The sequence below is a fragment of the Microcoleus sp. Z1_B2 genome, assembly GCF_036700325.1.
Taxonomy (GTDB): domain Bacteria; phylum Cyanobacteriota; class Cyanobacteriia; order Cyanobacteriales; family Microcoleaceae; genus Microcoleus.
The window spans coordinates 101654-114926 of record NZ_JAUBOQ010000016.1 but is presented as its reverse complement, the minus strand read 5'-3'; the positions used below and the strand labels follow the sequence as shown (position 1 = coordinate 114926).

Sequence of the window (13273 nt, the reverse complement as noted above, 5' to 3'; positions counted from 1 at the left end):
TTAAAGATTAAAGATTAAAGATTAAAGATTAAAGATTAAAGATTAAAGATTAAAGATTAAAGATTAAAGATTAAAGATTAAAGAATAGAAGCCTTGACCCAGCCCAAAAACGGATACCGTGCCACGTACTCCTGTCGTGGAAAGATAAAATTTTTAGACCCTAGTTCAAGATCCCAGATTTATCTGTGGGGTAAATCTAAAATCTAAAATCTAAAATCGACTGACCCCACGGATAAATTTGGGGGGCAAGTTTCATCGGATACAGGTTTTTTATTTCTGGACGAATGAATCCGGGGGCTTGTATCCCGGATGCTTGATTGTCAATAATCTTTTTTCCCAGTCAGTAAATAAGTAACCATGTATCCCTTGCCCTTAACTTGAATGGCGCCGCGCTTCTGAAAAGTATATTTATCTTTTAATCTCTCGTAGGTTTCGGCGGTGACTTGAATGCAGCCGGTAATCCCGTGGGATTCCATGCGCGAAGCAATATTTACTGTGTCGCCCCAGAGGTCGTAAATAAACTTTTTTAAGCCGATAACGCCTGCAACGACAGGCCCACTGCTAATCCCGATCCGAATGCTGAAAGGTTCCGAATGTTCTAAACTCAGCAGCCTAATTTCGTGCAGCATATCGATCGCCATGTTCGCAACGGCCTCGGCATGATCCTCTCTGGCTGTAGGCAAACCGCCGACAACCATGTAAGCGTCACCAATAGTCTTAATTTTCTCTAAACCGTGGCGATCGGCCAAGTGGTCAAAAGCCGAAAAAATATCGTTGAGCACTTCCACCACCGCCGTCGCTGAAATTCTCGACGAAAGCTCTGTAAACCCCACAATGTCGGCAAACATCACAGTTACTTCCGCAAAACTTTCGGCGATATTGTGTTCATTATCCTTCAAACGCAGGGCGATCGCAGCAGGCAAAACGTTGAGCAGCAGTTGCTCGGATTTAGCTTGTTCGAGTTCCAACTGTAGGTAAGCAGCCTGCAACTGTTCGGCTTGGCGAATTCTTTCTCCGGCTAGCTTTTCGATTTGGGCGGTGCGACTCAAAGATGTCAGCATATATGTCACCGGAATCAGAGTCCACAGCATCCCCATCGTCAGAGTTCCCCAAGAGCGCCAGTGCTTGCGAATCCGGCGAATTTCCGGCGTTGCAGACACGTACATAGACCACTGGCGGCCGCTAATTTTCAGCCGCCTTCTGCAAGCTGTATAGTTCGGGCCTGGATTGTCAAGAATTGGGCAGTTTTGCATGAGGGATCGGTCAGCAGTGGCTGATACTGGAAGCACTTGTTGGCTCGCGGATTGGAACTGCACCGCAAATTGCTGAATTTGGCCCTCAGCAGGGAGATTTTTGAGAACCGGGTTGGCCGTTTGGGGTAACAGTGACGCTGCTTGTTGCTTGTCTGGAGCCTCGCTAACGAGATAAATATTGAGGTATTCGGTATTGCGTCCTTTTAAAGAGGTTTGGAAAATATCTTTGCCTCGAAATACGCCCAGAACAAATCCTTGTAGCAGTTGGCGACGGGATTCCAGGGTAGTCGGGTTACTGCTGTTTTCGTAAATCGGAACTATGGCCAAAAGACCTAGTTCCGGGGAATTGCCTTGAGTTAAGCCGATGTAGTTGGTGACAATCATTTCTCCTGTATCGCGTCCTCGATCGAGCGCGGCGCGGATTTCTGGGTGGGAGGCGAGGTCAAAGCCGAATGCTGTCTCGTTTCCGGCTGGTGGTTCGACGTAGAAAGCCGGGAAGTATTCGGAACGCTGGAGGGCCTTGCGGAGTTCTCCTCGCGGGCCACGCTCTGTAATCTCGAAGCTGGGGTCGGTTTCGGTTCTAGCTTTGGTTTCGTAGTTGCGTCGCTCGTCCTGGGGGACGCGGGGGGCCCAAGCCAGGAGTTGCAGGCTGGGGTGGACGGATAGGGGACGGGCGACAAACCGGGCAAAAGAGGAACGCTCGACGGTGTTGAAGGCTTTCATGTAGTCGCTGAGGGCGAGAACAGTATCTAAGTCGGAGTTGAGCTGGCGTTCGATGCTGATCGAAATATCGTCAATGCGGCGGTGCATTTCGTAGTCGCGGCGCTTGTCTTCCCAGTCCCAAACCAAGGCGAATGTGAGAAGCGACAGTCCCACACCCAAACCCAGCGTCAACCCGGCTGGAATGTAGCGAGACCAGGATAAAGGTAGTTTTTTCAGCATATTTGCCTAGCGAATAAGGGCAGCAGATTAGCACACCGCTGAGTGCGATTTGTTCCGGCCTCTGAGTGCGGTTAATTCAAAACCCTGATAACTCAAGCACCGACGGCAATTGGGAGTTAAAAGTTAGATATTTAAACTTTTAGATTAATCGACGATCGCTCAGCAGGGGATTTCAATCCAGAATTCCGCTCCCTGTCCGGGCGCTGAGATGCACCGCAGGCTTCCCTTATGTTTTTCTACCACAATCTGATGGCTGATGGATAATCCTAAGCCGGTTCCAGCCCCTACGGGCTTGGTGGTGAAGAACGGGTCAAATAGCCGCTTGCGAACCTCTTCGCTCATTCCCGGCCCACTGTCGGCGATGCAAATTACAATGCGATCGCAATCACTGAGCTGGCTTTTACTGTGGCTTTTCAACCCAGCTTTTTTCATGAGGGTGCGAATCACGATCGTCCGAGGTTCCGGTTGGTTTTCTAGAGCGTCGATCGCATTGCTTATAATATTGAGAAAAACCTGGTTTAACTGTCCCGCACAACAGTATATCTTGGATATCTTTCCGTATTCTTTAATGATTTCAATCCCGCTTTTTATACTTGCTTGATGCAATCTATGCTGCAAAATTAACAGTGTACTGTCAATTCCTTCATGAAGGTCTACCAACTTCATTTCTGATTCATCCAGTCTCGAAAAATTTCGCAGCGACAACACAATATTACTGATTCTTTCTACTCCTACTCTCATGGAATTCAGCATTTTCGGCAAATCTTCCTTCAGAAAATCCAACTCTAACTCCTTAACTTTTTCAGCAATCTGAGGTACTGGGGACGGATAGCATTCCTGGTAGAGACTTAACAGTTCAATTAAATCGTGAAAATAGTTATAAGTGTGAGAAATATTGCCGTTAATAAAAGTTGCGGGATTGTTAATTTCGTGGGCAATCCCAGCCACCATCTGACCGAGACTCGACATTTTTTCGGATTGAACTAATTGGATTTGAGCGTTTTGTAGTTGTTCGTAGGCTTCTTGCAATTGGGCGGCTTGTTTTCTTAATTGAGATTCGGAAGCTTGGAGTGCGGCGGCGGAAATTTTGCGATTGGTTATATTTTCAATCATCCCTAAGTTGTAAATAGGTTGTCCTTCGCCGTCTCGAATTAAAGTAGCTGTCACATTTACCCAAACAATTTTACCTGTAGCGGTAATCTGGCGGAGTTCGATTTGATAGTGAGTAATTTCTCCCCGCTCAAGAGAATCAGCAACTTGGAGATTTTTGGGAGAATCTTCGGGATGCCCAAGTTCAATAAATGTTTGGGCGAGCAATTCGGCTGCGGTATATCCCAGCATTTCACAGTAAGTTTTATTGACTCTCACTAACTTGTTATCATCTAAATTAGCTAAGTAGATAGCGATGGGTGCATCTTCAAAAATTGTGCGAAATAGTTCCTCGCTAGCCCGGACTTTAGCTGTTAGCGAAAGCCGATCGGTGATGTCTTCAAAGGTAGACAAAATGCCGACAACATTGCCGGAATTGTCGTGTAAAGGTATTTTATTTGTATCCAGACAGCACTGGGTGCCGTCGGCTTGCATTTTAGATTCTATGATGTGATATTCTGGGGTGTTGGTTGCCATAATCCGGCGGTCGCAGGCTCGAAAAAATTCTGTTTCTTCCGGCTTCCAGGGCATATCGAAGTCGGTGAGACCGGCGATTTCACTGGGGTGATTGAAACCTGCGACTTTGGCAAAATTTTTGTTGCCTCCCAAGTAAACTAAATCTCGATCTTTCCAGGCGATTAACTGAGGGATGTTATTGATTACTAACCATAGCATTTTTTGGGATGTTTCCAAGGCTTCCGTGCGTTCTCGGACGCGCTTTTCAAGTTCTTGATTGGCTTGTTGCAGGGCGATTTTTGACTGGCCCAGGGCGATTTCTGCTAGCTTGCGATCGCTGATGTCGATTGTCACTCCCTCCCACAGTATATCGCCCCCAGGCTGCCGTTCGGGGCGGGCTATGCCGCGAATCCATTTCAGTTTTCCCGATCCGGTTACGATCCGCCCTTCATATATCCAAGGTTTGAGAGTTTTGCCGGAAAGGGCGATTGATTCTAACAGATTTTTTAGGTCTTCTGGATGCACCCTTGCCCAAATTAAATCGGAGTTTTGTTGAACTTTTTCAGGATCTAATTCGTAGAGTTCCCAGCAGCCTGAACTGAGATAAATGAATTCATCGGAACCGTCGGGATGCCGCAAGTATTGATAAATCATTCCCGGCACATTGGCGGCCATTTTTTGGAATCTGGCTTCGCTTTGCCGCAGTGCTGATTCTGCAAGTTTGCGATCGCTAATATCAATCAACAAGCCGTCCCAAATAATGTTATCTTTTTCGCCCGGTTCTGGTCGGGAAGCCCCGCTAATCCACTTAATCCGATCGCCCGGAAAAACAAATCTGCCTTCCCACCGCAAAGGCTCTAAAGTTTTAGCTGAGATAGCAACAGATTCATGGAAGCTTGGCGCATCGTCTTGATGAATCATTTCGAGCGCGGGAATAGCTGAGTTTTGCAGTACCTCTGGTTCTAATTCCCAGAGTTCGCGACAGCCGGAACTGACGTAGGGGAATGACATAGTGCCGTCTGCTGCTAACTGAAATTGATAAATCATTCCCGGAACGTTGGCTGCTAGTTTTTGAAACCTCGCTTCGCTTTGCCGTAGTGCTGTTTCTGCTTCTACGCGAGCGGTAATATCGTAAAATGCCGATAAAATTGCGGCTTCCCCATTAAAATTAATCGCTCGCATCGACATTTTTACCCAAAAAAAACTGCCATTTGCTTTCTTGAGGCAGATTTCTTCGCGGTCGCTAAAGCCATTCTTTTTGACCAATTCTAGTAGTTGAATGTTGTCATTTATATTGGCATAGATGTCAATTTTTTCTCCACCCACAAGTTGTTCATAACTCAAACCTAAACTTTCACCAACAGCAGGATTTGCATACAAAATGACGCTGTCTTCTAGGCGCGTAATTAACAGGGGCACGGGAGTTGTACTGGCAATCGCGCGCAATCTTTCTTCGCTTTCTTCCCTGGCAGTTTCGGCTGCTACTCTTTTGCTAATATCGTTCTGAACTCCGATAAAATGAGTTAATTTTCCCTCATTGTCTAAGATGGGGGAAACCATTAATTCGTTCCAAAAAGGAGTTTTGTCTTTGCGATAATTTTTGAGCACTACCTGAATTTCCGTTCCCGCTTCCAAGCTGCGGCGGAGTTTATTTAATTCGACCTGATCGGTATCTGGGCCCTGCAAAAATCGGCAGTTGCGTCCAATAACTTCTTCGGCACTGTAACCGGTCAGTTTCTCAAAAGCAGGATTGCAGTAGATAATCGGTATGTCAGGCTTGCGAGCATCCGCGATGAGAATGCTGTTGCTCGACGCTGCGATCGCCCGTTCTAGGAGAGACAGGTTGAAAGAGTCTGTTGTCATCTGTAGCAATATCCAAACTCCTTGGGAGCGGACAGAACAATAGAAAATTATAAATAGCTTGAGCCATTCTTATTCTATAATTTTATTTTTAATTTAGCTTTTTTAACAAAATCAGCAGCCCAAAAAAGCCGACGGGGAAAGGAGTAATACCATTGTAGATTTTAGATTTTAGATTTTAGATTGGCAATGACTGATTCCATTATGGTTTGGGGCACGGGCCTACAATTGCCTTTTTGTTTGAAAGTAAGTAGTATCACCGAAGGCATGAGGCACTTATCCAGAAAACAGAAGGTGAAAATACCGAAGGCGGCAAGAAAACAGAAGGTGAAAATACTGAGATTTTTAACTTTTTTTCTTCTCCTCCTTCCATCCGGCTCATCAACCCTTTTAAATTGACAAGCTAAGGCAAGAACCCTGAGCAGTTTTGCTTACTTCAATCCTGGCTTGAAAAGCTTCTTTCAGGTGAGGCATATGGGTAACGGTGAGGATGCAGGCGAAGTCGGAGGCGATCGCATTAATTGCAGCAATCAGCCGATCGCACCCTTCAGCATCCTGAGTCCCAAATCCCTCATCAATAATCAACATTTGCAAAGCCGTACCCGCCCGCTGAGACAGCAGTCTCGCCAGCGCCAGCCGAATCGCAAAATTAATCCGAAAAGCTTCACCGCCAGAGTAAGTTTCGTAGGCGCGAGTCCCGCGAGCATCAGCAATTAAAATGTCTAAAGTGTCAATCAATTTAGTTGCTTTTTTAGAAGCAGCCGCCCGCTGAGTAATAAATTGAACGTGCAATTGATTGGCGCTCAATCTCGACAATATCTGATTTGTTTCAGCTTCAAGTTGAGGCAAAACATTTTCAATCATTAAAGCTTGAATGCCGTTTTTACCAAATGCTTGACCCAACTCTTGATAAACTCGCTGCTGGCGTTTTGCAACTTGCATTTGCTCTTTTTGAGCTACTAGCTGAACTTGCAGAGTTTCCAGATTTTGCTGCTGCTGCTGGAGGCGTCCGAGACTGCCCAAATGTTGGTCTAGCTGCTGGCGGCGGCGACTGATTTGCTGTTCGATCGCACTTATGCGCGCTGTGGGATCGGGATGTTCTTGCAACTGCTGGTTCATCGCGGAAGTTTGAGCGCTGACAGCTTGCAAATCTCGATCGCGCACAGCGATGGAATTTGCTATTTCATTAACCCGCTGCTGCACTTGCGGATACTGCACAGTTGCCGATCGCAATTTTTCGGCGCGGGCGATCCAAAACTGCGATCGGCGCATTTCGCTCCGCACGTGTTCGTGCTGTTCCAAATTATAGCCAATTTCCGCAATGTATCTATCTAAAGATAGAATTTGCTGCTGTATTTCCGAGCTGTTTTTTTGCTGTTCTAACTGTTGCTGTACGGTGGCTAATTGAGTTTGCAAATCCGGGCGACGGGCATTAATTTTATTCAGTTTCTGCTGAGCGTCTTTGATTTGAGCTTGCTTAATTTCCGCCCACCGCAAGCGCTTTTCATCGCTGCGGGCGAGGGAATGGCTGCGATCGCTGTAATTGAGCTGTTGCAGTTGCTGTTCGATTTGCTGGAGTTCGCCCAAATCCTCCGCTGCATACTCGCCTGTGCGTAGCAACCGCTCTATTTCTGCCGCGTCTTGACGCATACTCTGCAGTCGAGTTTCATCTTGACTCAGGCTATCTAATTGTGCTTGCAAATGACTGCGACGTTCCCGCAATTCTTGGTAGGGCGCTAATTCCTCTTCTAGTTCGCGGTATTCATGTCTGAGGACTTGAATTTCGCGCTCGGAGACGGCTAACTGTTCGCGCACAACCCACAGTTGGTTCCAGATTTCCTGCTGTTGGGTGTGGTGTTTTGTGACTACCAAATTCCAGTAGTGTTCGTCTAAAGGTCGATCGCACAAAGGACAATTGCCAAAATTTGCATCCCGCACCATTAAATGCGAATTTGATGGCTCGTTTTCCGCAAAATTCGAGGCTTTACCTTCACCTGCGGTTTTTTCTCCTTCATGTTTCCGCAGCAGTTGCAGTTTTTGGTCGATCTCGGCGAGTCTGGTTTGATAGTCGCGGCTTTTGGCTTGCAGGTTTCCGAGAAAGTCGTGCCTTTCTTGACCTTTTTCGCGGACTCGCTGCTGATAAACTCGCTTGTTTTCCAACTGCAAAATTTGATTGGCGATGGCCGAGATTTCCTGCTGTAATTGTGGCTGTCGCTTCTGCTGCTGAACTTGCACCTGTCGGTTGATTTCCTCTAAGCGGGCGGTTAAACCGGCGCGGGCGCGATCGAGCTTTTGTTGCTTTTGCTGCTGCTGTTGTAGAAGCGGCGAAACTTGCAGTTGCAGTTGCTCTAGTTCGTTGAGGCGCGATCGAACTGCTTGCAACTGTGCGAGTCCTTTGTCAACCTCCGGCTGCTGTTTGAGAATTTCCAGAACATCTTTTTCATCCTGTTCTAAAACATCTAATTGAGCTTGCAATTGCTGAATTTTGCTTTGCAAAAAGCTCAGTTCTTGCCGCTGCTGTTCTTGCAATTGCTGGCGCTGATTTTGGGCTTGTTGGTTTGCCTTAAATTTTCCAGCCAGAGTCTCTTCTGTGGCTTGCAAGCTGTGGAAATACGCAATTCCTTCTGTTATTTCATTTTCTTGAACTAAGAGGGCTTGTAGCTCATTTTGCTGCTGTTTGGCGGCGCTGAGTTCTTGCTGCAAGCGGCGGCATTCTTGAGTGATATTGTAGTGCTGTTGCTGGTGGCCGGCGAGGAGTTTTTGCCAAGTTTGACGGTTGTGGTGCTGGAGTTGCAGTTGCTGTAACTCGGTTGTGTCGGCTTGCTGCTGCTGCTGAAGCAAATCGGTTGCTTGCTGCAATTGAGTTTGTTCGGCGGCGATGGTCTCTTTTTGTTGCAGTTGCTCTTGTACGGTTAGCAAACTCTGTTTGAGTACATCGACTTGAGCTTTAAATTGTTTGGACGTATCTTTGGCTTGGTCGGATAAAGTGTCGTAGGAGTCGAGCTTGAGCAGGTTGGCTAAAACTTGTTTGCGTTCGATCGGCTTTTTGAGCATAAATTCATCAGCTCGCCCCTGTCGCAAATACGCCGAGTTGATGAAAGTATCGTAATCAAGTTTGATGTGTTCGAGGATTTTTTGCTGAGTTGTTCTCAGCCCCTTGTCTGTGAGCGTGCGAAAATTCACCCCCCCCGACCCCCCCTTACTAAGGGGGGGAGAAGAATTTACTTCTTCGGGTTCCTCTTTACCAAGGGAAGAATTCACTTCTTGTGGCCCCCCCTTACCAAGGGAAGAATTCACTTCTTGTGGCCCCCCCTTACCAAGGGGGGGGAAGGGGGGGTTTGTTGCTACTTGAAATTCCAAACTTCCCGATTGTCCGCGTCGGCGGTTGCGAATCACCCGGTAGATTTGGCCGCCGGTGGAGAAAGTGAAATCAACGCGCACATCAGTTTCGCCGATATGGATGATATCGTCTTCCGTATCGCTGCGACAACAGCCCCAAAGTGCCCAGGATATGGCTTCTAAGAGGGAGGATTTGCCAGCACCGTTAGGCCCGCAAATGCAAGCGGTGTGCAGGCCGCGAAAGTCTAAAGCAGCTTCGCGATAGCTGAGAAAATTTTTGAGTGTAAGTTGTATAGGAATCATTTAGGCCATCGCGCCATACAATCTATCTATAAATAACACTATTTGTACGCTGTTGCCTAGTTATTCAATCTAGATCCAGAACAATTGTCAGTGCTTCTGCAATTTCTTCCATAATTGTCTCGGACAGGGTTCCGAGTTGTCGGACAAATCTTTGTTGGGAGACGGAACGGACTTGAAAAGTATCGGCTGCTGAGAGTTTGGCTAAGCCATTTTCTGAGGTCGGTTCGAGCTGCACCATCCAATCAAGCGGGGAAAAAAGATCGTTCCATGCTGTAATTGGAACAATTACTTTGAGCCGCAACTTTCCCAATTCATCATCGCTGACAACCACAACAGGTCTAGTTTTGCCAATTTCATCTCCCACCGTTGGATCTAGTTTGACAAGCCAAATTTCGCCCTTACGCATTAGTTTCTACCCCTGCGCTCAGGTATTCTTCCTCTGAATCGAAATACGGTTCGCTGTCGGGCGACCACAAATCGTGCAGCGGCCCTCCTGGTTCATACAAAGGAACCGCTGCTTCTGCTGCGGCTCTGAGTCTGCGTTTTCTCTCAGCTTTGCGCTGGGCTTTTTCTTCTATTTCTTCGCGCATCATCCGCGAAGCTGTTTCGATGATTTCTAGGCGTTCTTCTGCTGTCAGATTTTTGAGTGCTGCTAAGATTTCTGTTTTGGTCACGGTTTTTTCGGGTGGTTGGTGAGAAAGTGCGATCGATCTCATATGTTGCACCATTTTCAAGAACAGGCTTTCCGGCCTGTTCCACAAAGAGTGAATTTGATTGTGGGATGGGCAGGAGAGCCCGTCCATAAAAAGCTTATTGAAAATGGTGCAAGATATAAGATCGATCGCACCATCATTATATCTTTCACAAAAATCCCTATCGGCGCTCTGTGCTTATGACGCAACCTACATTACCGCTCTGTGCTTATGGCGCACCCTACATTGATCGCATAGGCAGATTTTCCATCATCAAAAAGGGTTGACTGTATTCCTACAGCCAACCCCGCGCTTATTTATTTGTCATGCGTTTGCTCAAACAGCAACACTACCGGGCAATATTCGGGAACGTATAGCCGACACCGACCAACAATCCCACTTCAGCTCCGTCTACAAAACCAATATTCAGTCCGGCTGTGGCTGTAAAATTTCTCGACAGTGGCACATCTACACCTCCCGAAATCAGGAAGCCAAAAGTACCGTCATCACCGGTAGAAATTAGCACGCCAGCACCTGCATAAGGAGCAGCAGTAATCACAAAATCATCGCTGACTTCCACGGTCTCTTGAGATACAAAATCGTAGGTAACAGGAACTAGAAAAGCTAAGTTGTCGCGGAACAAAACAGTCGGTCTCACCGAGAAATTGTTCGTCAAACCGATTTTGCTAATAATCGCAAATGAACCGTCGCCTAAAGCTGAATCTCCGCCAAAACCTAGATTGCCGCCAATGCCGATGTAGCTGGGCCCAGAACGGGTTGCTCGGCCTGGTCGGATTTGAGTTCCTTGAGCTACTTTTTCAGTTGCTTCGGAGACAGTTGCAGGTTTTTGGGCAACTTTCGGTTGGTTTGTCAGAGCTGAGGCGGAAGTGCTGACAGGATTGCTCAACAATTCTTGTGCTGTTTGGACTTCTTTTTCTTCCTTTGTTGCTGTTACTTCAAGATTATTGCTCTGGGCAACAATTGAGGTAGGTCGATCGCTCTTTTTGACAGTCTCGACTGTTGACTGCACTTTGACACCATTATCAGCAATTTTAGCGGTTTCTTCCGACTTTTGAGTCTCAGCAGCAATGGATGTATTTTGCGCTGTTTCTGTCTCAGCAATTTCAGATGTTGCTGCTTCCGATTTTTCGGGTGCAGCAATAGATACTTGCAAGTTGGCGGCAGGTTCAGAGGCTGCTGGCTCTGCCGCTTCTGTTAGTTCGCTCCAACTGATTGAATCAATTTTTTTATTACTAGCCGTTGTTTCTGCGTCGGGTTTAACTGCTGAAGTTGCCGTCGGCTCAGAAGTTTGGTCAATATTTTGAGCTGCGATTGTTGCAGTTGTAGCGACATCGGGCAAGTTGCCAGTTTCAGCTTTCGCTGACATGGTACTGCAACAAACAGCTAAAGCTGCAAGATTTATTAACGCAAAAGTAGACTTGGAAAATAGACTATTCATAGCAACTCCTCAATGAAGGGTGTGTTAAAAGTGTAAGTGTTTGAGGGAGAACGTCGAGAGCTTTGGGAAAAAAAGACACAAATATGAGTTGTGTTGTTCCTAGATTGCCATTTTACCGTTGAATAGTCAACTCTCAAGCTGATTAGATTCAAGAACGGACGGTGGGTTTAGAGGCTAATTTTAATTTACAGATCGATCGGCAAAAAATCAATCCTAGGGATGATTTCATCCTTAATCCTGTTTAATTGAGGGGTCGATCGTTCGCCTCGCTTGCATCCTACAATACTTTACTTGGGGGCGCTGCACTCGCAGCCACGCCGGAAAAATCCGGTTTTTGAGGGCGCACCAGCTCTAAACCAAGAGACAACAAGCTTTTAAAACAGTTTGGGCAACCCCGCCGTCCCAAGCAAGTGCAGTTAATACAACGCGATCGGCTGCTGCAGGGTTCCTGACAAGTAATGTAGAATAATACCACCGATTCGAGAAAGATTTGTGGCTCGATCGTGTCAAAATTACTGAATATTATGAAAATTGTGTAAAATTTAGTGTTCTATTTGTAAAGTTTAGCCTTCGCTTTCGCTCAGGGTCTGACCATCTCACAACAGCACGCAACTAAACAAGTAAAAAAATACAAATTATCTCATCTCAACCTGACTTTATGAGCAAAGTTCTAGTGATATTAGGCGAATTGAGCGATCGCGACATCGATTGGATGCTCGCCAACGGCACCCGCACCCAAGTCCTCCCCGGCACAACCCTGATCGCCGAAGGAAAGCCCTTAGACGCCCTGTACATAGTTCTGGAGGGAACTTTGAGCGTTGCTGTATCATCTTTGGGCGACAAAGAAATTGGAAAAATTATTTCCGGGGAAGTGTTAGGCGAAATGTCTTTTGTAGACGGGAGGCTTCCTTCTGCTAGCGTCACGGCAATTGAAGAGTGCCTCATCCTGTCAATTCCCCGGCGACTGCTAACTGAAAAACTCGAGCAAGACGTGCTTTTTTCCCTGCGGTTTTATCGGGCGATTACCAAATTTCTGTCGTCGAGACTGCGGGGTACAGTCAAACGCTTCGGCGATGATAGTGATGGTTTAATATATGAAGATCCCGACGGCGAGGACGCCCTCCGGGGAAATGTCGAAAATCCCGATTTGGCGGCATCGAGATTTCAATGGCTGTTGGAGCGTTTGAAGGGGAGTTGAAGAAAGAAGGAAGTTCGGCAACGGATTCTGTAACGGATGTAACGGATTTCAGGAAGAAGGAAGAGGGAAGAAGGAAGAAGAGAAAAGAACACCTATTTCCAATTACAAATTCCCAATTCCTAATTAGAAAACATATTTTTCAGCGACGCGCCAATAGCGAGAAAAACGCTTCAAATCAATGTAACCATCGTAGCGGACAAAGGGTTCCGGTGGCAAAACTTCTACTGGGTGCGATCGCTTAATTTTCCCGCAAATATCCTGAAAGCGAGGACTGGGACTTTCGGTAGTTACCACTTGATTAGCGCCGGATTCGATCGCAAAAGCGATAACTTCCGCAGCCACATCGCCCCGCCGAATAACTACTGGCAACTCCAGCAAACATTCGTAAATAAACACCATTCGTTTGAGACTCAACTGCCATTCATCAATCAGCGCATCATCCCAAACCCAGATAGCCGGTGCCTGTGGGTGCGCTTGAAAAGCGGGGCCTTCAGGACTCAAACAGTCACCGTGCAGCCAAATAATCGGATTGTTCATAAATTAGTAATTGTTAACTTTTGACTGTTGACTGTTAACTGTTGATAACTACTGACTACTGACTAATGACTAGACCTCTTGCAAA

Annotated in this window: 8 protein-coding genes; 1 reads left to right on the top strand and 7 read right to left on the bottom strand. The window is 46.6% G+C overall.

The window, feature by feature from the left end:
* Positions 1–320: 320 nt before the first annotated feature.
* The 6 genes from QT984_RS11985 to QT984_RS11960 form a co-directional block, all read right to left on the bottom strand.
* On the bottom strand, positions 321–2195 hold the full coding sequence (locus tag QT984_RS11985; protein ID WP_333374079.1) for an adenylate/guanylate cyclase domain-containing protein: 1875 nt from the start codon (positions 2193–2195) through the stop codon (positions 321–323).
* A gap of 159 nt (positions 2196–2354) precedes the next feature.
* Positions 2355–5663 carry a PAS domain S-box protein gene (locus tag QT984_RS11980; protein WP_333314910.1) on the bottom strand — a complete coding sequence of 1103 codons (3309 nt, stop codon included), beginning with the start codon at positions 5661–5663 and terminating at the stop codon, positions 2355–2357.
* 387 nt (positions 5664–6050) lie between these two features.
* Positions 6051–9302, bottom strand: a complete 3252-nt coding sequence (locus tag QT984_RS11975) for an SMC family ATPase (protein WP_333054461.1) — start codon at positions 9300–9302, stop codon at positions 6051–6053.
* Positions 9303–9366: 64 nt separating this feature from the next.
* Positions 9367–9708: a type II toxin-antitoxin system PemK/MazF family toxin gene (locus tag QT984_RS11970; protein WP_333054462.1), complete on the bottom strand. Its 342-nt coding sequence runs from the start codon at positions 9706–9708 to the stop codon at positions 9367–9369.
* Positions 9701–10105: a hypothetical protein gene (locus QT984_RS11965; protein WP_333054463.1), complete on the bottom strand. Its 405-nt coding sequence runs from the start codon at positions 10103–10105 to the stop codon at positions 9701–9703. The genes QT984_RS11970 and QT984_RS11965 overlap by 8 nt, the downstream gene beginning before the upstream one ends.
* A 238-nt stretch (positions 10106–10343) precedes the next feature.
* Positions 10344–11453, bottom strand: a complete 1110-nt coding sequence (locus tag QT984_RS11960; protein WP_333054464.1) for a hypothetical protein — start codon at positions 11451–11453, stop codon at positions 10344–10346.
* Between the two features lie 658 nt (positions 11454–12111).
* Here QT984_RS11960 and QT984_RS11955 point away from each other — a divergent pair.
* Positions 12112–12651 (top strand): cyclic nucleotide-binding domain-containing protein, encoded by a 540-nt coding sequence (locus QT984_RS11955; RefSeq protein WP_333054467.1) that lies wholly within the window; start codon positions 12112–12114, stop codon positions 12649–12651.
* A 123-nt stretch (positions 12652–12774) separates the two neighbouring features.
* Here QT984_RS11955 and QT984_RS11950 read toward each other — a convergent pair whose 3' ends face one another.
* Positions 12775–13188, bottom strand: coding sequence for a hypothetical protein (locus QT984_RS11950; protein WP_333054468.1), 414 nt, complete (start codon positions 13186–13188; stop codon positions 12775–12777).
* Between the last annotated feature and the right edge of the window lie 85 nt (positions 13189–13273).

Coding starts and splice junctions, on each gene's coding strand:
- QT984_RS11985 (WP_333374079.1), bottom strand. CDS start 2,195: ATGCTGAAAAAACTACCTTTATCCTGGTCTCGCTACATTCCAGCCGGG.
- QT984_RS11980 (WP_333314910.1), bottom strand. CDS start 5,663: ATGACAACAGACTCTTTCAACCTGTCTCTCCTAGAACGGGCGATCGCA.
- QT984_RS11975 (WP_333054461.1), bottom strand. CDS start 9,302: ATGATTCCTATACAACTTACACTCAAAAATTTTCTCAGCTATCGCGAA.
- QT984_RS11970 (WP_333054462.1), bottom strand. CDS start 9,708: ATGCGTAAGGGCGAAATTTGGCTTGTCAAACTAGATCCAACGGTGGGA.
- QT984_RS11965 (WP_333054463.1), bottom strand. CDS start 10,105: ATGGACGGGCTCTCCTGCCCATCCCACAATCAAATTCACTCTTTGTGG.
- QT984_RS11960 (WP_333054464.1), bottom strand. CDS start 11,453: ATGAATAGTCTATTTTCCAAGTCTACTTTTGCGTTAATAAATCTTGCA.
- QT984_RS11955 (WP_333054467.1), top strand. CDS start 12,112: ATGAGCAAAGTTCTAGTGATATTAGGCGAATTGAGCGATCGCGACATC.
- QT984_RS11950 (WP_333054468.1), bottom strand. CDS start 13,188: ATGAACAATCCGATTATTTGGCTGCACGGTGACTGTTTGAGTCCTGAA.